This window comes from Lactobacillus sp. RTP31084st1_F9_RTP31084_210423 (assembly GCF_040919545.1).
In the GTDB taxonomy this organism is placed as follows: domain Bacteria; phylum Bacillota; class Bacilli; order Lactobacillales; family Lactobacillaceae; genus Lactobacillus; species Lactobacillus paragasseri.
Map to the genome: position 1 here is coordinate 48,764 of NZ_JBCOVH010000003.1, position 23,545 is coordinate 72,308.

At 35.2% G+C, this 23,545-nt stretch carries 11 protein-coding genes and 1 pseudogene; 2 read left to right on the top strand and 10 right to left on the bottom strand.

Features of this window, described 5'->3' with window-relative positions; all coding sequences use genetic code 11:
• Nucleotides 1–181 precede the first annotated feature (181 nt).
• Nucleotides 182–1,282 (top strand): vitamin B12 independent methionine synthase, encoded by a 1,101-nt coding sequence (locus tag AB5359_RS07655; protein WP_048686005.1) that lies wholly within the window; start codon nt 182–184, stop codon nt 1,280–1,282.
• 29 nt (nt 1,283–1,311) lie between these two features.
• Nucleotides 1,312–1,788: an S-ribosylhomocysteine lyase gene (locus AB5359_RS07660; protein WP_003651528.1), complete on the top strand. Its 477-nt coding sequence runs from the start codon at nt 1,312–1,314 to the stop codon at nt 1,786–1,788.
• Between the two features lie 84 nt (nt 1,789–1,872).
• On the opposite strand, the gene AB5359_RS07665 is transcribed toward AB5359_RS07660, so the two are convergent.
• The 10 genes and pseudogenes from AB5359_RS07665 to AB5359_RS07710 all read right to left on the bottom strand — a co-directional run.
• Nucleotides 1,873–11,316 (bottom strand): YSIRK-type signal peptide-containing protein, encoded by a 9,444-nt coding sequence (locus tag AB5359_RS07665; RefSeq protein ID WP_368280089.1) that lies wholly within the window; start codon nt 11,314–11,316, stop codon nt 1,873–1,875.
• Nucleotides 11,317–11,511: 195 nt separating this feature from the next.
• Nucleotides 11,512–11,907, bottom strand: coding sequence for a hypothetical protein (locus AB5359_RS07670; protein ID WP_003650016.1), 396 nt, complete (start codon nt 11,905–11,907; stop codon nt 11,512–11,514).
• A 77-nt stretch (nt 11,908–11,984) separates the two neighbouring features.
• Nucleotides 11,985–14,498: an excinuclease ABC subunit UvrA gene (locus tag AB5359_RS07675; protein WP_048685712.1), complete on the bottom strand. Its 2,514-nt coding sequence runs from the start codon at nt 14,496–14,498 to the stop codon at nt 11,985–11,987.
• 218 nt (nt 14,499–14,716) lie between these two features.
• Nucleotides 14,717–16,471 carry an oligopeptide ABC transporter substrate-binding protein gene (locus AB5359_RS07680; RefSeq protein WP_368287204.1) on the bottom strand — a complete coding sequence of 585 codons (1,755 nt, stop codon included), beginning with the start codon at nt 16,469–16,471 and terminating at the stop codon, nt 14,717–14,719.
• A gap of 290 nt (nt 16,472–16,761) precedes the next feature.
• Nucleotides 16,762–17,531 (bottom strand): annotated as a pseudogene (locus tag AB5359_RS07685) (EamA family transporter).
• Nucleotides 17,532–17,615: 84 nt separating this feature from the next.
• Complete coding sequence (locus tag AB5359_RS07690) at nt 17,616–19,091, bottom strand: glycoside hydrolase family 1 protein (RefSeq protein WP_368280091.1); 1,476 nt, start codon at nt 19,089–19,091, stop codon at nt 17,616–17,618.
• A gap of 62 nt (nt 19,092–19,153) precedes the next feature.
• On the bottom strand, nt 19,154–21,172 hold the full coding sequence (locus AB5359_RS07695; RefSeq protein WP_048685720.1) for a beta-glucoside-specific PTS transporter subunit IIABC: 2,019 nt from the start codon (nt 21,170–21,172) through the stop codon (nt 19,154–19,156).
• A gap of 126 nt (nt 21,173–21,298) precedes the next feature.
• A complete protein-coding gene (locus AB5359_RS07700) occupies nt 21,299–22,141 on the bottom strand; it encodes a PRD domain-containing protein (RefSeq protein ID WP_039157571.1) in 843 nt (280 codons plus the stop codon).
• 247 nt (nt 22,142–22,388) lie between these two features.
• A complete protein-coding gene (locus AB5359_RS07705) occupies nt 22,389–23,060 on the bottom strand; it encodes a Rib/alpha-like domain-containing protein (RefSeq protein WP_368155152.1) in 672 nt (223 codons plus the stop codon).
• Nucleotides 22,981–23,545: Rib/alpha-like domain-containing protein (locus tag AB5359_RS07710; protein ID WP_368287205.1), on the bottom strand; the 565-nt coding region annotated here is incomplete at its 5' end. The genes AB5359_RS07705 and AB5359_RS07710, both read right to left, overlap by 80 nt.

Sequence of the window (23,545 nt, forward strand, 5' to 3'; positions counted from 1 at the left end):
CGCTTTTTCTTTTGCCGATTTATTTTTTGTCAAAGGAGGGATCATTATGAAAAATAAGAATATTATTTTTAACGAACGGGTATTTAATCGAATGCGCTACTTAAATATGATCCCTCTTGTTAGTGGATCCTCAAAAAACATTTAAGTGAAAAATTTAGTTAAAATTAAGAGGTAGATTACTATGACAGAATTAGCACATTTTGACATTGTTGGTAGTTTTTTAAGACCGGAAGAATTAAAACAGGCTAGAGATAAATTTAATCACGGAGATATTTCGCAAGCTGAACTAACTCAAGTAGAAAACCAAGAAATTGAAAAGTTAATTCATACAGAAGAAAACTTAGGCTTAAAAGCTGTAACTGATGGCGAATTTCGTCGCAGTTGGTGGCATCTTGATTTTTTATGGGGCTTAACTGGCGTTAAAAAATACGATTATCACGAAAGCTACAAGTTCCATGGCGCTAAAACTAGAACAGATAATGCAGAATTAGCTGGCAAAGTAGCTTATAATCCCGAGCATCCATTCTTTAAAGCGTTTGAGTTTGTTAAAGAGCATACTAATGTGACTCCTAAACAAACTATCCCATCCCCTACACTGCTTTTTAGAGATAACCGATCAGATAATTGGCCTAATTTTTATAATAATAAACGAGCTTATCTTGATGATCTGGCTAAAGCGTACCATGAAACAATCAAGCATTTTTACGACTTAGGTTGTCGCTATCTTCAAATTGATGATACAACTTGGGCTTTTTTAATCAGTAAATTGAACGAATCCAAAAATTATCCTAAGGAACATGAAAAATATATTCAATTAGCGGAAGATTCGGTGTATGTAATTAATAAGTCACTAGAAAATCTACCAGATGATCTGACTGTTGCTACACATATCTGTCGTGGTAATTTTAAATCTACGTTTCTTTTTTCAGGCGGATATGAACCAATTGCTAAGTATTTGGCGCAATTAAATTATGATCGCTTTTTCTTAGAATACGACAATGACCGTGCTGGAGATTTTGCTCCAATTAAAACAATCTGGAACAACCGGGATGATGTCACAATTGTTTTAGGATTAATTACATCAAAAGATGGACAGTTAGAAAATCCTGCTGCAATTATTCAAAGAGTTAATGAAGCAGCTAAATTAGTTCCATTGTCTAACCTCGCGCTTAGTACACAATGCGGCTTTGCCTCAACAGAAGAAGGTAATATTCTCAGCGAAGCTGATCAATGGAAAAAGATAAAATTAGTCGTTGATACTGCTAACAAAATTTGGAAATAAAAGATATTTTTATAAGGAGGAAATTTATTATGGGTAAAGTTGAAAGTTTTGAATTAGATCACACTAAAGTTAAGGCACCTTATGTTCGCCTAATTACTGTTGAAGAAGGTAAAAAAGGTGACAAGATTAGTAATTTTGATCTTCGCTTAGTTCAGCCAAATGAAAATGCCATCCCTACTGGAGGTTTACATACTATCGAGCACTTGTTAGCTGGATTATTGCGTGATCGCATTGACGGCTACATTGATTGTTCACCATTTGGTTGCCGAACGGGCTTTCATCTCTTAGTTTGGGGTACCCCATCAACTACAGATGTTGCTAAGGCTCTTAAGGAAGCACTTGAAGAAATTCGCGATAATATTCAATGGGAGGATGTTCCTGGCACTACTATTGAATCTTGTGGGAATTACCGCGACCATTCTCTATTTTCTGCTAAACAATGGTCAAGAGATATTTTAGAAAAGGGTATTTCTGATGATCCATTTGAAAGAAACGTTGTAGAATAATTATTTTTGAAAAATAGGACAAAAAAGATGCATATTACTGCTTCAAACAGTAAAAATGCATCTTTTTTCGTATTTATTTAATTTTTATCTTTTTCTTCTCTTCCTTTCTTTACCACCAATTAGTCCAATTATTGCTCCGACAGAAGCTAATGCTAATCCTGCTAATGATAAATCTGTCTTTTGACTACCAGTTTGCGGTAGTGTTGTTCTAGCACGATTAATTTGCTTAGCTGATGTGACATTTCTTGAAGTTCCAACTGCATAAGTTGTATGAGTTAAGCTTGTAGAAGTGTTTGAAGCTTCAACATTCTTGGAGTTGTTTAACTTATTAATTTGCGTAACAGTCTTAGATGATTCTGTTTCATTCGATTGATTTGGCTTGTTAGGTATTGTTTGTTCTTCCGGCTTTGTTGGCTTACTTGGTTGTGTTGGCTTGTCCGGTGTTGTCGGTTCTACAGGTTTAGCTTTATAAATTACTGTACGTTCAATATCCTTCGAATCTTTTGAAACAGCCATAGAATTAATCTTTCCTTGATCTGGTGTGTAACCTGTAATTTCTGGAGAGAACACTTCATTAAATACCTGTGGACCGCTCCAACTGCTCTTTTCTTTACCAGTTACTAAGTCTTTGCTCCCAGTCTTAGTGAATATTACTTGCTTTTGAACATCATCATGAGCTTTTGCGCCATCTTCATATAAATAGTGAACTATTTCAGTTACTGCCTTTGTATCCTTAACTGGTACAGTCTTGTGAGTAAAGTGAGCAATAAATACTTGATCTGCATTCTTATCCGTATCAAATCTGCCATAATTTACATTATCTAAACTATCACCATTCAACTTATCAGATTTATTTGCTGGATCATTGCTGCTATCAACCTCAATAAAACTATAGTTTGATAAATTATATGGAACATTGAAACTGATATTTTCATTGCTCTTACCTAGAGTATTAATATCTGGCGCTAATTCAATAAATTTATGATCAGTATCATCGTAGAATCTCAATTTAGCTTTTTGTTCATCAGCTTTGTACGTTACTGTTCTATCAATATCAGAGTCAGTTGGTTTTACCTTTATTTCAGGAACAGCATCAACATTAGGTATATATCCCACTATTTCTGGAGATTGAACCTTATCAAAACTATCCTTTTTAGTCGTCCAATCGTTCCACATATCTTCATTAGTTACTTCATCACGTTCTCCATCACGAGTGAAAACTACTGGAGTACCAATTACATCAGGTCTTGCAGTCTTGCCATCTTCATAAACGTAATGAATCGTTTCATTAATCGTCTTTGTATCACTAATCGAAGACAGATGATGGATCAAATGTACATTGTAAACTTGGTCTACCTTATCATCGTGATCAAAGATCAATTCACTTCCATTTGTTTCATCAGAAACTAAATCATAATGTTGCTTTTCATAATTAGCAATTGAATCACCAGTTGTATAGCCTGACTTTTCATCAGATTTACCATTAAGCTCCTTGGTAGCTAAAGTCTTACCTGTTGTATCATCGACATAGTTTACTGTGATCTTTTGCGGATTTGCCTTATAAGTCACTATCCTAACAATATCTTTTGAATCATGTGAAACTGTGACAGAATCGATCTTTTCTTGATCTGGTGTATAGCCTGCAATTTCTGGAGAAACTACTTCTTCAAATTCTTTTGATTTACTCCAATTGCTCTTTTCTTCACCTGTTACTAAATCCTTAGTTCCTGTCTTAGTGAATGTTACTTCTTTTTGTACATCGTCATGAGCTTTTGTACCATCTTCATAAACATAATGAACTGTTTCAGTTACTGTCTTCGTATCCTTAACTGGTGCGGTCTTGTGAGTAAAGTGAGCTATAAAAATTTGATCAGTATTTTTATCCTTATCAAAATTACCATAGTTTACTTTATCTAAAGTATCTCCATTTAATTTGTTAGATTTATCCGCTGGATCATTACTACTATCAACTTCGATGAAACTGTAATTTGAAAAGTCATAAGGAACATTGAAACTAATATTTCCATTGCTCTGGCCAGTTGTATTAATATCAGGTGCTAACTCGATAAATTTATGATCAGTATCATCGTAAAATCTCAATTTAGCTTTTTGTTCATCAGCTTTGTACGTTACTGTTCTATCAATATCAGAGTCAGTTGGTTCTACCTTTATTTCAGGAACAGTATCAATATCAGGTGTATATCCAGCTACTTCTGGTGATTTTACTGCATCAAAGCTATCTTTTTCAGATTTCCAATCGTTCCAGTGTTCCTTATTAGTTACTTCATCACGTTCTCCATCATGGGTGAAGACTACGGGTGTACCAACTACATCAGGACTTACAGTTTTGCCATCTTCATAAATATAATGAATAGTTTCGTTAATCGTCTTCGTATCATTAATCGAAGTCATATGATGAGTCAAATGAACGTTGTAAACCTGGTCCACGTCGTCATCATGATCAAAGAGCAATTCATTTCCATTTGTATCGTCAGAAACTAAATCATAATGTTGCTTTTCATACTCTGCAATTGAATCTTTAGTCGTATAGTCTGATTTTTCATCGGATTTACCATTAAGCTCTTTAGTAGATAAAGTCTTACCTGTCGTATCGTCAATATAGTTGACTATGATTTTTTGCGGATTTGCTTTGTAAGTTACTGTTTTAACGACATCTGAATCTTCTGGTTTTACCGTAATCTTTTCTATAGTGGCAAAATCTGGTGTGTAACCTGCAATTTTTGGAGAATTAACTTCATCAAAACTATCTTTTTCAGATTTCCAATCATTCCAGTGTTCCTTATTAGTTACTTCATCACGTTGCCCATCACGAGTGAAAATTACTGGCTGACCATTAATATCATCATGAGCTTTTGTACCATCTTTATAAACATAATGAATCGTTTCATTAATTTTCTTCGTATCATTAATCGAAGTCATATGATGGGTGAAGTGTACATTGTAGACTTGGTCTACTTTGTCATCATGATCGAAGACCAATTCACTTCCATTTGTTTCATCAGAAACTAAATCATAATGTTGCTTTTCATACTCTGCAATTGAATCTTTAGTCGTATAATCTGATTTTTCATCGGATTTACCATTAAGATCTTTAGTAGATAAAGTCTTACCTGTCGTATCGTCAATATAGTTGACTATGATCTTTTGATTGTCAGGACTGTAGGTCACAACATAGTTATAATTATGAGTTTTTTCATTTTCAAAATCACTATCAACTGGAACTGGAGCAGTAATTTCTTTCTTGTCAGCAGTATACCCATTAATTAATGGTGAAGTCACAGTTTCAAAATTAGTATCTTTTTGATTAATGACTGGTTTCCATGCACTCCACTCACTATCATTATTTGTCACTAAATCATGAGTTTTTGTACGTGAATATTTAATTGTACGGTCATAATCATTTGCAACTTTAGAACCATCTTTATATTGATACTTAATATTTTCATGTAGAGTAGCGTGTTGAACAGTAGTGGTTGTAGCATGTTTTAAATATACATAAACATCCTTATTTGGTGCAGAAATTATACCACTTGTTGCTGCATTAGGAACATCTGCTGCCAAAATATAATTATTCTGTGCATAATCCCAAAGCTTGTTACTGTAACTATCACCATAATTTTTATCGGTTAAATTCTGGGCAGTATCAGAAATCTCTGTACCATCGCTTGGATTGAAATCTTTAGTCTTAGCAGAACCATTTACGTCAATGTAGTGAACAGTTACTTTACCTTTCTTATAGGTAGCATAAATAGTAAATAACTTAGATTCAGTATCACTAAAGTTACCGTTAATTTTATCTGTTACTTTTAATTTTTTATTATCTGTTGGTTCTAGAACAAAATCATAGTTTTTATACTTAGGATTTTTCTTCAAAGTATCAATAATACTTTGATACTTTTGTTCAAGTGTTTCTAAACTATGTCCAGTTGGATCTGCAAAACTAGTGGCAATATCCTCATCCTGGCCACCTATTCCTAATTCAGTTAAGCCAACTAATTCTTTTTCAACCGTGCCATTATCATTTTCTAAGAGAACCTGATAATTTGCTGGATATTGCGCCTGCTTTTTGAGGAAAACATAGTAGTTTAAAGTTGCCCATAGATAGCCGCTATATCTCATTCCGGCATCATTACTATCATATGATCCATTTCCTTGATCGCTATCAAAGATATTAAATTGTTGCTTACCACGGGTTTGTTTATCACGTTGAACAACAACATATCCTTCTTTAGCCAATTTTGAAACAATTTCATTATCTTTATTGGTATTATCATAGCTTTGATCAACATTAGCAATATTAAATATTGATGGAGGATTGCCCTGGTTATCTAATTCCAGTTCATTCCCCATATAAGCTCCATACTTACTTGTTGATGGATTTAGCTTATAAGTAATTCCTTGATTTTCCGGATTTAAATGATCTACTCCCGTAACATCTACGTAGTGAATTTGTACCTTAGCTACACTACCATCTTCTGACAACGGAGTCGGAGCATAATGTAAGTGTAGAATTTGAGGACTAGGATCTTGCATTTTACTAGAATCGTAGTCAGTATTATCAAAGGTCCATATTTCATCCGCGGGTATATCTACATAGCTGACTCCTGATTCATCGTCTTTTACTTTCCAATCTTCACTACCAGAAATTTTAATTTTATAAGGAGTTGTATCTGAAGTATAACTTTCTGGCATCAAGTAGCACTTTTTACCACTATTTGATGGACCACTTGTTAAATAGTTCAAGATAGGTAATAAGCCATTATCACTAGAATATGACACATTACCAGCTTGGCTTAGATCAAAATTTTTGGTTAATTCTACATTAAACTTAATTTGATGTTTTTTACCTTGAGAATCTTTATATTCATATATTGCTTCATCAATATAGTAACCGGTCCGTTGATAAACCATTAGTCCACTTAAATACGGATTAGAATCATCTGAAGGTATACCTGGATTATGTTTGATCAGATTACCATTTGCATCATAATCATACTGTCCTTGACTATAATTAGTTGCAGACCCCTGATTATATAAGGAGTTATACCTTGCTCCACCAGATTCATTATACGGGATCACTTCACTCCCCTTATTTCCCTGTATCTTAAAGTAATCTGTTCCAGATTTATCTGCATCTTGAGTAGTTTCAGGCAATGCAAATTGCTTAGTTATCGGATCTCTTCTATATGGATCATTGTCACTAATTATATAAAAGTTTTGTTTTTCTTGTTGCACGGGCGTATAAACTACAAAGAAATTCTGAGTATAATCTGATACGACATTACCATCAGCACTTGAATCATATTGGTTATTAGCCTTCAAGGCATCTGCTAAACTATCATAAGCAGGAAAGCTATTTTGTGTCGCATAATTTATTAGCCAAGATTGATTAATAGCATGAACTGCATCCTCACCATTTATTACCGAACCAATTGCACTGGCTGCTAAAGAAGCCAAACTACTACCATCTTCAGCGTAATAAATCTTATAAGTATAGCCATCACGCTGTAGTTGTTTATCGGTATATTTGAAAGTGATTTTGTCTTTATCATTTCCAATAGAAGAATCTAATAGCTGATTTGTTTTTCCAAGCGCTTGTCCAATCAATACTAAGTTAGCATGGTTACTTCCATACTGAATCAAAATATTTTGATCGAATTCAATTGTATTATCATCTACTTTTGCAGCACTTAATTCTTTAATATTATATGGATCATTAATATTATATGCTTTTCCTTTAGTATCAAATTTACCTGTACCTATTCCTCTAACACGTACATATGAGCCTATTAAACTTCCAGAAACTTTAGGTATAACGTGTTCTTGATTTTGATTATAACTAACAGTAGCGTTGGCAGACTGATAAATTAGCCCATTAATTTCATCTGGGAAACTATATTCTTTTAAATCTAAGCTCGATGTCTTACTTGAAAAATCGGCAATACTAATTATTCTGCCAGTTAAAGGATTATATAATCCAGAGACTTCTATAGGATCTAGTTTTTTATTGTAATCTGGTTTTAAAGCTACACCAGGTTTATCAATATTTTCAAATTTAACATTTCTTTTAACAATTATTTTTTTAGTAAAACTATTAGCTTTAATCAAGTTATAAACGACGGTATCGCCATCAAAGTAATACATTGATGTCTTACCAAATTCAGCAGTTCCATTTTTCATTCCATTAGGATATTTAGTATCAGAGTTTTCAATCTTAGCGCCAGATTCAACATCTAATACATAACCATTAGGAATGGCGTCAAGTACAGCTTTAGGAATTAGGGAATAATCCTTATTGTTAACAGCATTATCATAGTCACTATTTTTAGTTGCCTTAATAAAGTCAGACTTATTGACAGTATCAACGCCATCTTTATAAGTATGATTTATATCTGGCACTAAAATATCTGCTTGACTACCATCATTAAAATGAAGTTTAAAGTTAATTGTTGATTGCCCAGAAATAGTTACAGAAGCTGAATTTTTATCTCCTGCGTTAATAACAATTGGCTTAAGTAAATCCGTCCAGGCAACAGAAGATCCATAAGCAGTCTTATTCAGATCTTTTTCAAAAGTTGGATCATAACCATTTAGAGTAACGCCATAAGTACTATTAGCAGGAACAACAGAAATCGTTGTTAGTACTGTCTTAATCTTTGCCCAATCAGTTACTTTATCAGCTGTTACAAAATGTGACTTCAAGCTAGGATCATCCCACTTAATACTATTCAAATTAATATTTTCAGTAGAATAATATTTTTCTATACCTGACTCAATAATATCTCCCGTGGCGGTATTTACTACTTGAACTGAATTTGCATCCTTTAGCTTAAAATCAAATTGAGACTTGCCATCATCAGTTCCAGGTACATGTGAAACCACTACAGCATTGTAAGTATCTTTGTCTTCTGAGTTAACCAACACATTAGAAAAGGTCATATTCCATGAACCTTTATCATCTGATTGTCCTTTAAATAATAAATCAATATCTTGGTTACCTTGAGCCAGACTCTTAGAGTAAGTTCCTGTTGCTGCAATAACATCCCAGTTACTTGTGGTTAAGCGATAAGCATTTTCAGAATTTTCAACAAATGGTAGTAAAGATTGATCAGTAACACGATAAGAAGTATTACTTAACTTTTCGCCTTCTGGTAATGCTAAGTAAACTTGCAAATCACTTGATAAGTTAAGGTGCGTAATTAAGTTTGAATTATTTAAGACTAGCTCCCAATTTTGATTAGTTGCAGTAAATTCACCAGAAATTTTAACAACTGTACGGCCATTTACTTTAAAGCTAGTTATCTTTACATCTCTAGGTAATGCAGTTTTATTAATGCTTGATAAAACTGCATTAGTTGGTAACACAGCATAATAAGTCAATTTTTCAGGCTTGTTTAATAAGTCAGAAATATAAGAAGAAATACGACCAGCTTCTGATGCTCCAGGAACTTTATTATCCTGTCTTCCAGAAGCCGTGATGGTATTATAGTGAACCTCGGGCCTAACTGGAATTTTTTCAACAATAATTTGATTTTGAGTAAAGAGAGCTGGGGCACTTGAATTATTAATACCATCAGCAGTCACATACAAGTCAGTATGTAAATTATTACCTACTTTAACCTCACTGCCATCTGCATAAGTTTTAGCCAATACACCATTTAGGCCAAAATTAGGAGTAGATTCAAAAGCATTAAGTTCGTCAAAAGTCAGAACAACTTTCTTAATCAACTTGCCCGCATTATCTTTTAAAATTGTAGATTGATTGTTGACATCAACTGAACCCGTTTCAGTTGTTCCATCAGCGAGTGTAAAAGTATATTTAAATCCATTAGTGTTTGAAGGAACTGATAAACCACTTATATTCATTCCATCTGGAATATTAACAGTCATTACTACGTTTTTTAAATTATAGGCCGTTGTGTTTCTTGCAGAAATAGAACTATTTAAATTATGGTTACGTGTATCTTCCATTGGAGTAACTGGCTTACTGTCATCAATACTGCCATCGCTCTTAAACTCATATCTATCCGGGTCAATAGTTGCAGTAAATATATCTCCAATTGGCAAACTATCTAATCCGTGATCTTTTCCTAAAATAGTTACTGTAACCGGATTTATGGAACTACTAGATTTATCCCCTACAGCATTAGTCTGCTGAGTTATTGTTGGTTGATTCGAATTGGATAATTGCGTATTTCCTCTTGGAACATCCATTTTAAACTGACCAATAATTTTAACTGCACTATAAATATTTGATGCCCTGCTTAGTTGAGCTTCACTTAATTGTGGTAACGTAAGTTTTACTACTGTACCATCTTGACTAAAGCTAGCATTATATGCAGATAGACCTGAATTATTAGCTTTATTTGTAGCATCAGTATTTAAAACAAAATTTTCTGGCATTGGAATTTCTAAAGTCGTACCATAATTGAAATTTTCGTTAAAGTTACTTATATTTAAATGCCATTCATAGTCTGTATTAGCTAATAAAGGATAATTTTCATTAGAATCTACATTTACCTTATTTCCTTTTGTCGTATAAAGGGAATTTTTAGAATCTCCTCCCTGTTCCCAATATAAATAAACGGAATCTGTTACAGTCTGTTTAAATTCGACGGTCTTTAATAGATGATCATTCTTATATAAAAATGCTTGGCGTGTGAACGTACCGGTTGAATGGAGTTTGTCATCTCTAAAATGATTTGAAGTAGTTAAAATAATTGGCTGACTACTAGTATTATCATGCGTAAATGTATCAGTAATTACCCATTGTTTTTTATCTGCATCATAAGTTTTAGTTGCTGTTCCATAGCTACTATCAAATTGACCAAAATCTACTGAATCTATAGTAGCAGTTTTTTTATCAGCAGACTCACCATCTTTAGTCGTGCCGTCAAATCCATCCGTGGTTGTTTCGGGGATAACAATCTTATAAACGTCTCCAACTTTTGCTTCATTAGTACTAAAATTGAATGTTACTGAATCTTCAGTATCAATTTTATCCTTGTCTACAGTAAAGTCAGTATACGTATTTTCTGCCTTACTTTCATTAAGTTCAGCCGTGTTAGTTGGAACTGCTTTTAAGGTATCTAAAGTTTGAGTATTTTGCCGTACCTTTTCAGCAGAATTTACATCCTTAGTTGCTACTGGTTTATCGTCTTTTTTATCTACATTAACCTCCGTAGCTTGAACAGTAGATTTATCTGTTTTATTTTCTACATCTGTCTTTGCTAATTCAGCAGTTTTTTGGTGAACTACCTGAGTTTTAGCATTTGTATCTGCTGAACTTTTAACTGTTGTAGCCTCATTTTTTACAATTGGGGAAGTAGCTACAGTCTGCACTTCTTTCTCTGCACTATCAGCGCTTGCAGCTTGAGCTGTCGTTTCACTTGTTCCTAAATAAAAAACTGTTCCCAATAAAACAGAAGCTGTACTGATTGTAAGTTTACGAATGCTAAAACGTTGTCTTGCATTAGCACTATTTTTTATATATTTTCTATTGTTCATCGATTACTATCTCCTAATAAATACTAGCTGTAATAAATAACACACTTACATTTTAACACCTAAGTTTGTTTAGTATTAGTCTTGACTTATTTTTAGTTACCATAAAAAAACATTTACTATCAAAAGTTATCTTCATTCTTAAACCATCCCAAAATAAAAAACATAATTATCAACTAGACAATTATGTTTTCTACCTTAATTATTCTTTTTATATCTCTTCCACAAGACTATATTCCAAATTATCAACAAGCACACCCAAAAGATGGCTAAAATCATCGTATTCCGATAACCACTGCCTTTTTGAATCTTATTCCAAATTTCGCTAAAGTATGTTCCACTTAAAAATGCACTTAAAGTTATTATCGATAAAGTCAAAGACATCTTTTTAATTTTATCCTTAACCTTCATCAACTGAATCCAGTTATAGACAACTTCACAAATTACGATTAGTAAAACTAGTAAGTCATACCACCATTCACGTTGTTTAACAAATTCATCAATGGTAGTAATAAAATAGTAACCTGCGAGGATTGCAAATATATTTAAGATCAACAGCTGTCCCACAACTGTACTTTGTTCTTTTTCTTTCATGATCTTCCGCACTTTCTACTTTTTCTCTTCATATAAATTATAAAACATTCGCTTTTCTTCTTGCTTAACCTAAGGCTCTATTTTTTAAACTGCCGCCAATAATTAGCAAGGTATTCTGTTGTTAAACTCACGGGATGGTTAATCAAATCTTGTGTTTGTCCTGCAGCAACGACTTTTCCACCATTTTTTCCGCCACGTGGCCCTAAATCAAGAATATTATCTGCATTAACTATCATATTTAGATCGTGCGTAATCGTAATAATAGTTGCCCCTTGATCTAGCAATTTCTGCATTACTTGAACTAAAACTTTCACATCAAGCGGATGTAATCCAATTGTAGGCTCATCAAATACAAATAAAGTATCGTCCTGTTTATGACTTAAATGTGTCACTAACTTCAAACGCTGTGCCTCTCCACCAGATAAAGTTGGTGTACTTTCACCTAAATGAAGATAATCTAGTCCAACTTCTTTTAGTAAAAGTAAGTCACGCTCAATTTTAGGTTCTTTCTTAAAAACAGGAATTGCTTCATTAATATCTAAATTTAAAATATCAACAATTGAGTAGCCGTTCCACTTTACTTTTTGAACTTCCGGATTATAGCGATTACCCTCACAGATCGGACAAATCTGCTGCATATCAGGTAAAAATTGAATATCTAAAGTTACAATTCCAGTTCCACCACAAATTGGACAAGCTCCCTGTTTATTATTATAAGAAAAGTAAGTTGGCGTATAATGCTTGTCTTTTGCAAGAGGCTGCCGAGCAAATAATTTACGTAAATTATCCATAATTGAAGTATATGTAGCAACAGTTGACCTGGTACTTTTACCAATTGGTGAAGCATCAACGCTAACTACTTGATTAATTGGCGATTCAAAGTTCTTAACTTGTTTAGGTAAATTTTCACCTTTTGCTTGTGCTTGAATTGCTGGAACTAAACTATCTAGAATTAAACTTGTCTTACCTGCTCCAGAAAATCCAGTCACAGCAGTTAATTGATTAACAGGAATATTCGCATGAACATCTTGCAGATTAAAATAATGATCCACATTAAATGAAATTTTTACAGAGTTAACTTTTTCTGCTCGCTTTCTCGCCATTAATTCAGCAGTTCCATCAAGATAAGGTCTAATTAAAGAGTGCTTGTCTTTTTTTATTTGATCAACGCTACCTTGATCCAGAATTTCACCGCCTTGTTCACCTGATCCTGGTCCAATCTCAATTATTTCATCAGCTGCTTTAATAATATCCACATTGTGATCCACAACTACTAGTGAATTTCCTTGTGCTACTAATTTATGCAAGACCTTAATTAAGCCATCAACATTAGCAGGATGTAGCCCAATTGAAGGTTCATCTAAGACATATAAGACGCCAGTTGTTTCTGTTCTCAACGTTCGTGCTAACTGAATTCGCTGTAATTCACCTGTGGATAAGGTGTTACCATTTCGAGCCATTGTTAAATAATCTAAGCCTAAATCAAGTAGTGGTTGCAAGTTCTCCACAAACTCTGTGAATAAGGCGCTGGCCATTTTATGCATCTCAGCTGGTAAACTCTTAAGCACTTGATCTTTCCAAGCAATCAAATCACCTAACGGCATTTCAGCTACTTCGTTAATATTTAAACTACCTACTAATTGCTTCAATAATCCTGGCTTTAATCTTGAACCATGACACACAGGACAAGTCTGATATGAGAAAAATTCTGAAATCCGCTTTTGCGCACGTTCGCTCTTACTAGTTTTGGCAGAACGTAAAACAGCTTGGTGAGCATTTTCATAAAGGGCATTAAAATCATGAAAAACTCTCCCCGTTCCTGATAAAAAGTCCATTTTATACTTCTTTTCAGGACCATTAAGAACAAAATCTTTTTCTTTATCAGTTAAATCCTTATAGGGAATGTCAATCCTAACCCCCGCATGTTCTGCTACATTGGGCATAAAGTTTCTACCAGGTAGCGACCACGAAGCAACTGCTCCATCTTTAATAGAAAGACTAGGATCAGCAATCAACTTACTATCATCCAATTGACGTACTTTTCCTGTCCCGCCACATTCTTCACAAGCTCCATCAGAATTAAAGGCAAATTGCTCAGCACTTGGCACATAAAACTTAACACCGCAAACTGGACAAGTAAGTTGACCCATTTCTTCACCTGACTTTGCCATTGCTTCTGCAATTTCTAGACTTGGCTTTAAACGGTGACCATTAGGGCAAACAGGCGAGCCTAATCTAGAAAAGATCAACCGCAAAATATTAAAAGTTTCGCTCATTGTTCCAACCGTTGCGCGTTCAGATGGAATAGTTGGACGCTGCCTTAAGGCTAAAGCTGAAGGAATATGCTTGACGCTAGTAACATTTGCCTGATTTCCCTGTTTGATTCGTCTACGCATATAAGTAGACAAGGCATCTAAATATCTTCTGGAGCCTTCTTCATATAAGATACCCATGGCTAAAGAAGATTTTCCTGAGCCTGACAAACCAGAGATTGCAACAAATTTATGAAGTGGGATATTAACATCAATATTTTTCAGATTATGAACACGTCCCCCACGCACCTCAATCTGAGTTGGTAACTTTGCAGTCAAAGTCAGTTCCTCCTTACTTTTTATCAACTACTATCTTACAACAATTATTATAAAAAATAGCCATTCTATCGTTGCCTATACAAAAAGAAGACTCTGCTTTATAAAAGTAGAGTCTTCTGAAGGAATATAACTATGAAAATTTAATTTAAGGAAATATTATTTAAGAATTGTGTAATTTGTGTTGATATATGAGGATTATGGAAAATTAAAATTTTAAGTTATTTTGTAAAGCCAACATCGTACCATGAGTTTGCTGATGGCTTAAGTGACCAGCCAGTTACCTTGTTGTTAACTGCAGTTACTGACCAACTGTTTGTGGTAGGTACAACATAGGCATTGTCATACATCCATTGTTGCCACTTATCAAACGCTTGTACACGGTACTTGTGGTTGAAGGCCTTAGTTGAATCAATGTTAGTAAGAAGCTTAGATTGAGTTGGAGAAACAAAACGAGCCATGTTGTATGGAGCACCTTCACTGTAAAGGTCCATTGGTGATGGTTCAGATGAGAGGCTCCAACCACCTTCAAAGACATCAATCTTAGGACTATCTGCTTGAACATCTTGTACCCAAGAGTTGAATTCCATTGGACGACCACCAACAAATTTAGCATCTAAGCCAATCTTTTGCCATTGTTGGAGGTAGTTAGTCCAGATCTTTTCAGCATTTGGTTGTGTATTACGAACGGCAACGTTAATAGTTAACTTCTTGCCATTTGGCTGACGACGGTATTTTTCACCCTTACGCTTCTTGTATCCAGCCTTGTCTAACAATTCATTAGCCTTCTTCAAGTTGTATGGGTATCCCTTGATACTCTTGTCAGAGAAGTCGCCGAATTGTGCTGGGATTAAAGTGTTAATACGGAAAGTCAAGCCATTACTGTAGCGCTTGTTAACGGCATCAATGTTCATTGCATAAGCCATCGCTTTACGTAATGAAACATTGTTCATCTTAGCGTTCTTATCTTCAACGTTCTTACCAGTCTTCTTGTCAAACTTACCTACCTTAAAGCCTAAGTAGTTGTAAGATAGAGGAATCTTACCAATGAAGTTAACATTCTTAGTATCCTTAACATTGTTCCATTGAGAGTTAAGTACACCAGTAATATCAAACTTATGACTCTTAATAGCTTGAGAAACAGAGTTAGTTCCGATTACTTCCATAGTAATCTTGTCTAAGTTTGGCTTACCACGCCAGTAATATTCGTTTGGTACATAAGTAACTGATTGGCCACGAACAACCTTTTGAACCTTGTAAGGGCCAAAGAATAGTGGTTGCTTACGAACTTTATCATCAGATAAAAGTTTCTCAAATGGAACATCTTTCAAGTAGTGGTATGGTTCTGCACTTTCAAGGAAGTAACCGTTACCTGATTGAAGCATACCTGGCTTCATTTCTTTGAAGTGAAGTACAACTTTTCGACCATTTTCGCCATTTGGCATTTCAATACCAGAAATCTTGTCGGTCTTACCCTTATGATATTCTTCTAAACCAACAAGGTTAGCTAAAGAATCTGTATATCTTGAAGTCTTGGTCTTAGGGTTACCAACAATTTCGTAGGCGTATTCAAGGTCCTTAGCAGTTACTTGCTTACCATCAGACCACTTAACACCCTTTTTAACTTCAATTGTAATTGTCTTAGCATTCTTATCTAATTTAAAGGTAGCTGCACCCTTATTATTAATCTTATAGCTATCATCAACACTAAATAGTCCTTCTAAACCTGGACTTTGAATTTCGCTATCAGTAATCGTATCAGATAATTCAGGTAAGAAAATACCTGTGAAAGGTGAATCACTTTCAACTGCGTACTTTAATGTTCCGCCTTTTTTAACTTGTTTCTTAGGAACAGCTTCTTTAAAGCTAACTTTCTTATCACTAGCATTATTATTGTTGTTATTCCCACAAGCAGTTAAAGTCAATGCCGCACCGGACAATACTGTAATTGCTCCTAACCACTTAACTTTTTTCATTTTTTCTCCCCCTTTGTGAGATGACTTAAATTTCTTGATTTTTATTATATGATATTAAAATGAAAAAAACAATACAAAATTAAAATATTTTTTGGCTAAATTTGTGTTTTATTAAAAATCTAGTATTAATACACTTGTTTTCTTTAAGGTGTAATCTGATAGTTATACAAATTGCCAAAAGTTATAAAGAGTTATAAAAAAGAAATGATCTTAAACGAATTCTAAAATTTCAAGCAAAAAAAGCTGGTAATACCAACGCCATTTCAAGCGAAGATATTGCCAGCTTTTCTTTATATTCTCTTTTCAGAAGTTTTTTTAATTTTTCTCTTAGGTGTGAAATTCAAAGCTAAAACTGCCCCTATTACTAAAAAAGTTCCTAGCCAATCCATCCCTGACATCACCAAACCAAAGATTAAAACTGAACCAACTGTAGCTGATAAGGGCTCAAACGCATCAAGCAGACTAACCGTTGATGGCTTAACATAGCGCAAGGCATTCGCCATGATCTGAAAAGGTACTATTGTTCCCAAGATAATAATTGCTCCTACCCAGAGCCAAACTTTGGGAGTATTTGGAACAGCAGGAAAACTTGGATGAATAATTACCAATCCCAGTCCAGCAAAAATACACCAATAAAAGCCATCAGTGCTGCTAAAATATCTAACCTTCTTAAAACTTGCTGATGAGTTAAAGCAAGATAAGCAAGAACAAAAAACGGTCCAATAAATTGTAAGATAGTCGCAATCGAAGCATTCGCCATTTCAATGACAATAAAGTAAAAAATCTGTACTGGTAATAAACCAAATACCCCATAAGCAATAATGTGCAACGTATTTTTCTTGTCTTTTAAAACTGAAATTGGCTTTTGATGTAAAATTGTCGCAATGATTAATAAGACAATCCCAGAAATAATTAGTCTTACTTGTGTCAGCCAAATAGGTGTAATTTTAGAACTGATCTTAAATAAAGACTCCGCAAATAAACCTGATATTCCCCACATCACAGCTGCTAAAGCTGCCAAAACTGTCCACAGTCTGCTTCTAGTAACTTGCTTATCCATCCAGCTTCTTCCTCACAAATAAAAATCAATCTAAATCATCATAGCATAGTTACTCTAAGCAATCATTGTATTTTTTAATTCAAATTAATCTAAATCTTTTCCATCAGATTCAATAACTTTCTTGTACCAATAGAATGAATCCTTGGGCATTCTCTTTAAAGTACCGTTGCCTTCATCATCTCTATCCACATAGATAAAGCCATAACGCTTACTCATTTGACCGGTACCTGCAGAAACTAAGTCAATACAGCCCCAAGTAGTGTAACCAATTAAATCTACACCATCATCAATTGCACGCTCCATTGCCTTAATATGCATTCTCAAGTAATCAATCCGGTAATCATCATGAATCTTGCCATCAGCGCTGATCTTATCAACTGCGCCAAGACCATTTTCAACAACCATCATTGGAATGTCGTAGCGATCATACATTACTTCAAGATAATATTGAAGTCCATCTGGATCAGTTGCCCAGCCCCATTCGGAATACTTCAAGTATGGGTTCTTAACACCAGCAGCAAAATTGCCGCCCACTTTATCTTTTACTTCATGGGTAGTAATAATGTTAGACATGTAGTAAGAGAAGGTATAAATGTCAACTTTTCCTTCAAGCAAGTCTTTTCGATCTTGCTCAGTAATATCTAAATGAACATTATGTTCATTCCATAAACGCTTAGCATAAGTTGGGTATTTACCTTTTACTTGCACATCGCCGCAGTAGAAGATATTTTGTTCCCACATGTGACGGTTAGCCAAAATATCCTTAGGATCTGGTGTTAATGGATAGTCTACAATACCGCAAATCATATTACCAACTACATAGTTAGGATCTAATGCATGAGCAATCTTAACTGCGCGAGCACTAGCAACAAATTGATAATGCAACTTTTGGTAGGCATGTTGATATACCTTATCATCAGTTACATTATTACCAAATGCACTCAGCATTAAAAGCGTTGAGTTAATTTCATTAAATGTAAGCCAGTACTTAACCAGTCCTCTGTATTCTTCAAACAAAGTAGTTGCATACTTAACATACATATCGATCATTTTGCGATCGCCCCAGTCATGGTATTTTTCACTGAGGTATAGCGGATCTTCGTAGTGAGAAATAGTAACTAAAGGTTCAATCCCGTACTTTTTACATTCTTCAAATACACGGCGATAAAAATCTAACCCAGCTTGATTTGGCTTTTCTTCATCGCCTTTAGGGAAAATTCTAGTCCAGGCAATTGAAAGGCGGAAGGTCTTAAAGCCCATTTCAGCAAACATCTTAATGTCTTCTTTATAGTGGTGATAAAAATCAATTGCCACGTGGTTTGGGTAATATTCATTTGGATCAATTGCACCAACTGCGCCTTCTGGCAAGCCCGCCCCAGGAATACCTGGAGTTTTTTCTAACTTACCATTCAACTTATAAGTCAACATTCTTGGTGCATCTAAACTACCAGTAGTTGTAATATCAGTGACTGATAATCCTTTTCCATCTTCATCATACGCACCTTCAATTTGATTTGCGGCAGTAGCTCCGCCCCATAAAAAGTTTTTTGGAAATGACATTTATATTTCTCCTCTTTTTCAATACTAATCATTTTTATTATATATGAAATCGATTACATTATCTAAGCCATTTGCGGATTTGAACTAGCTGCTTCTGCTTCACTAGCTCCTTCTAAGTCTAAAATCTCTTGTCCTACTTTTACGTTGCCTTGACTTACAACAGTGATCTTTTCATAATCTTTCGAGTTAGTAACTACGATTGGTGTCGTTACAACATAGCCCTTAGCATGAATTGCATCGATATCAAACTTAACTAATTCATCACCTGCTTTAACTTCGTCGCCTTTTGCAACTAAGGTTTCAAAACCATGTCCTTGTAAATTAACAGTATCCATTCCAATGTGCATCAAGATTTCTGCACCATCGCTTGTCTTCATTCCGATAGCATGTCCTGTTGGGAAGGTCATCACAACTTTACCATCTGCTGGTGCATGTAGAACTCCTTCGCTAGGCTCAACAGCAACGCCCTCACCCATAGCACCGCTTGAGAAGACTTCATCTTTTACTTCTGATAGTGGCAATAATTCACCAGCAAGTGGACTAACTAGTTCAGTTGAAACATTTAAGTCGCTAGTACTTGCTAAGCTTGGGGCAGCTTTCGCAATAGTATCTGCTTGGTTTGCAACTTCTTGAACAGTCTTTGCTTGTTTTTCATCGTAAGCTTGATCAACACTCTTCTTGCCAAGAACCATTTGTAAAATAAATCCAAGAACGAATGAGACAGCCATCGCAATCATTAAACCGTAAACACTCATGTCAACACCAGTCTTTGGACCAATAGCAGCAGGGATTACGAAGACTCCCATACCACCCATCATGTACATCTTAGTACCGAAGAATCCAATCAAACCGCCACCAATACCAGCTGCAATACAACTTAAGACAAATGGCTTTTTACGTGGAAGAGTTACACCATAAATAGCTGGTTCAGTAACACCGAAAATTCCTGATAAGAATGCTGGAAGAGCAATACCTTTTAATTTTTGATCTTTAGTTTGTAATAAGATTGCTAAAACAACACCAATTTGTGCAAATGAAGCACCTAATGATAACCCTAAGATTGGGTCATAACCTAATGCAGCAATATTTGACATCATTACTGCAACGAATCCCCAGTGAACACCGAAGATAACGAATACTTGCCAGAAGCCACCAAGTAAAATTCCAGCTAATACTGGACTAAAGTTGTAAACGGCTGAAGTAATGGCAGCAAGTGCATTACCAATCCAAGTAGCAAGTGGCCCGATAATTAAGAAAGTCAAAGGAACTACAATCAGTAAAGTAACAAATGGAACTAAGAAAGTTTTTACCACAGTTGGAATCCATTTCTTGCACCATTTTTCAACAACAGAAGCAAACCAAACTGCTAAAATAATTGGAATAACTGTTGAAGTATAGTTCATTGAAATAATTGGAATACCTAAGAATGTAGCATGAACTTGTGAATGTAAGAACGTTCCGTTAAATAGATCAAACAAAACTTTTTTGCTGCTATTCATTGCTACCATTGCTGGATAACACATTGCAGCACCAATTGTAATGGCTGTAAAGCGGTCTACCTTAAACTTCTTAGCACTAGTAATTGCTAGAATAAGTGGCAAGAAGTAAAAGAAACCATCCCCAATCGCATATAAAACTTCATAAGTACCAGAGGTTTTAGCGAGCCAGCCAAATGAAGCGCACATTGCAGTTAAGCCTTTAATCATACCTGCTGCAGCCATTGGCCCCAAGATCGGAGTAAAGATACCTGAAATAAGATCGATAGCTTTATCCATTAAACTCATATTGCTGTCATCTAAATCGTCATCAGCAACTTGGCCACCACCAGAAAAGCCACCTTCTTTTAAGACTGCCTCGTATACGTCAGCAACTTCATTACCAATAACTACCTGATATTGTCCACCAGCTTTAACAACTGTAACAACACCATCAGTATCTTTTAAGGCATCATCATTAGCCTTTTTTTCATCTTTTAATTTAAAACGCAAGCGTGTTGTACAGTGAACAACGCTGATTACGTTGTCTTTTCCGCCAACGTTCTTAATAATCGTTTTTGCTAGAGCGTCATAGTTCTTAGCCATAGCTTTTTTCCTCCCAATAATAAAACCCAAGCTACTCAAAAACTAGAGAACGTAAATGTTCAATGTCTTTCAGTAACTTGGGTTCTTGCCTAATCGAATTAGTAACATACCTAAATATGAAAATATTTAATTTTCTTGGCGGTTTGTCACGCGCCAAATGTGTAAAACAAGATAGAACTTATCATCTGAATTTAGGGTCCATCCCTTTTTACTATGTAAATAAGTTGCGATTCTCTCTGCCGTATCATAGGCATGATTGTACTTAATCTTCATAAAAGCTAGTAGCGAATCATCAAGTTCGCCACTTTTTTGATGCTTATTTCTTAAAAGTCTTACCAATAATACTCTTAAGTGAGTAATGAAGCGACTATAATTAAACGACTCTGTATCTAAAGTCATTTGGTATTGATACTGAATAATATCAATAATTCCGCTAATCAACTCAGTGATCTCAACTGTTTCTTGAACCTGATCATTATCAGAAGCTGCATTAACGAAGTGATAAGTCATAAAAATACTTTCACTCGGTGGTAAGTTGACTTTCATTTCTTTATTAATTAAAGCAATGACTTTTTCACTAATCTTATACTCCTTAGGAAAAAGATTCTTAACTTCCCAGCGTGTATTAGCAGCACTCATATCAATATGATCTTCAATTCTTGAAAGAGCAAAATCAATATGGTCAGCTAAAGCTAAGTATTGAAAATCATTGAACTTCACATTTAGAAGTGGCTCCACCATCTGGATCACCTTATTGGTTAAATCGATGGTTGAAGCATTGATTTCTTTAACTTGATTGACTTCATCTTGATGAGAAGTAGCGGTAAACCGCCTTTCAATTTTATTCTCATCAATCTTATCGCCTTTCTTTAAGCCAAAGCCCACGCCTTTGCCCAGGACTACTTGTTCTTGGCCTTGATCGTCCTGAACCAAGGCTGCACTATTGTTAAATGTTTTAAGAAATATCATCCGACGAATCACCTTTATATAGAAAAAAGCTACCACAAACTACAATATACACTTTAAGTATATCATCATTATTTGTAGTAGCTCAGACCTGATCGCATCAGTAATCCGCTTATTTACAGTAATTATAATAGCGCTTTCACATATTTGTGTCAACAAGCATTTGCAGAAAAATGCTTATTTTCATGTCAGAAAAAAGAGACTAGACTTCAATGTCTAGCCTCTTTTAGGGATTTCAAACTAACTTTTATTATTTTTGACGCTTTTTTCTATCTACGCCTAATCCGAATAAACTACCTACTGCGGCAATTGCTAAGCCTAAGATACCAGCTGTATTTTCTGACTTAGCACCAGTTTGTGGCAATGTATTCTTTTCAGCATGGTGATTTTCATTTACAGTAGCTGCTTTTGCAGTATTGGTTTCAGAATTAGTTTCTGTAGTCTTACCACCATTGTTGTCACTTGTTCCAGTAGCGTCTACATAGACCTTAACTGTTACATCTACGCTAGAGCCATCTGGATAAGTTACCGTAACAACGCCTGTATGTTCACCAATTGTAGAAACATTTGGCACTTCTTTCCAAGTGTACTTAGTACCTTCTGGCATATCGTTCTTGTTCTTAATACCTTCTGATGGGTTTGGAACAACACCTGGAGTAGTGTGAATTGGTTGTGGCTCTGGAGTTACATGGTTCGTACCGATAATTACTGTTACGTTAACCTTATCTTTTGAACCATCTGGGTAAGTCACAATCACAGTGCCTGTAGTCTTACCTGGCTTAGTTACATCTGGAGTCTTCTCCCAAGTGTACTTAGTGCCTTTTGGCATATCGTCCTTGTTCTTAATGCCCTTTTCTGCTGGTGGTACTACACCTGGGGGTAGTGTGAACGTCTTGACCTTCTGGAGTGTACTTGTCTGCATCACTTGGAGTCTTATCTACAACAACATGAACATCGACCTTGTCTTGTGAGCCGTCTGGATAAGTGACGATTATTGTTCCTGTAGTCTTGCCTGGCTTAGTTACATCTGGAGTCTTCTCCCAAGTGTACTTAGTGCCATCTGGCATGTCGTCCTTGTTCTTAATACCCTTTTCTGCTGGTGGTACTACGCCTGGGGTAGTGTGAACATCTTGACCTTCTGGGGTGTACTTGTCAGCATCAGTTGGAGTTGTTGGATTGTCAATGATTACTGGAACATCAACTTTATCCTTTGAACCATCTGGGTAAGTTACGATTACTGTACCTGTAGTCTTGCCTGGCTTAGTTACATCTGGAGTCTTCTCCCATGTGTACTTAGTGCCGCTTGGCATATCGTCCTTGTTCTTAATGCCCTTTTCTGCTGGTGGTACTACGCCTGGGGTAGTGTGAACATCTTGACCTTCTGGGGTGTACTTGTCAGCATCAGTT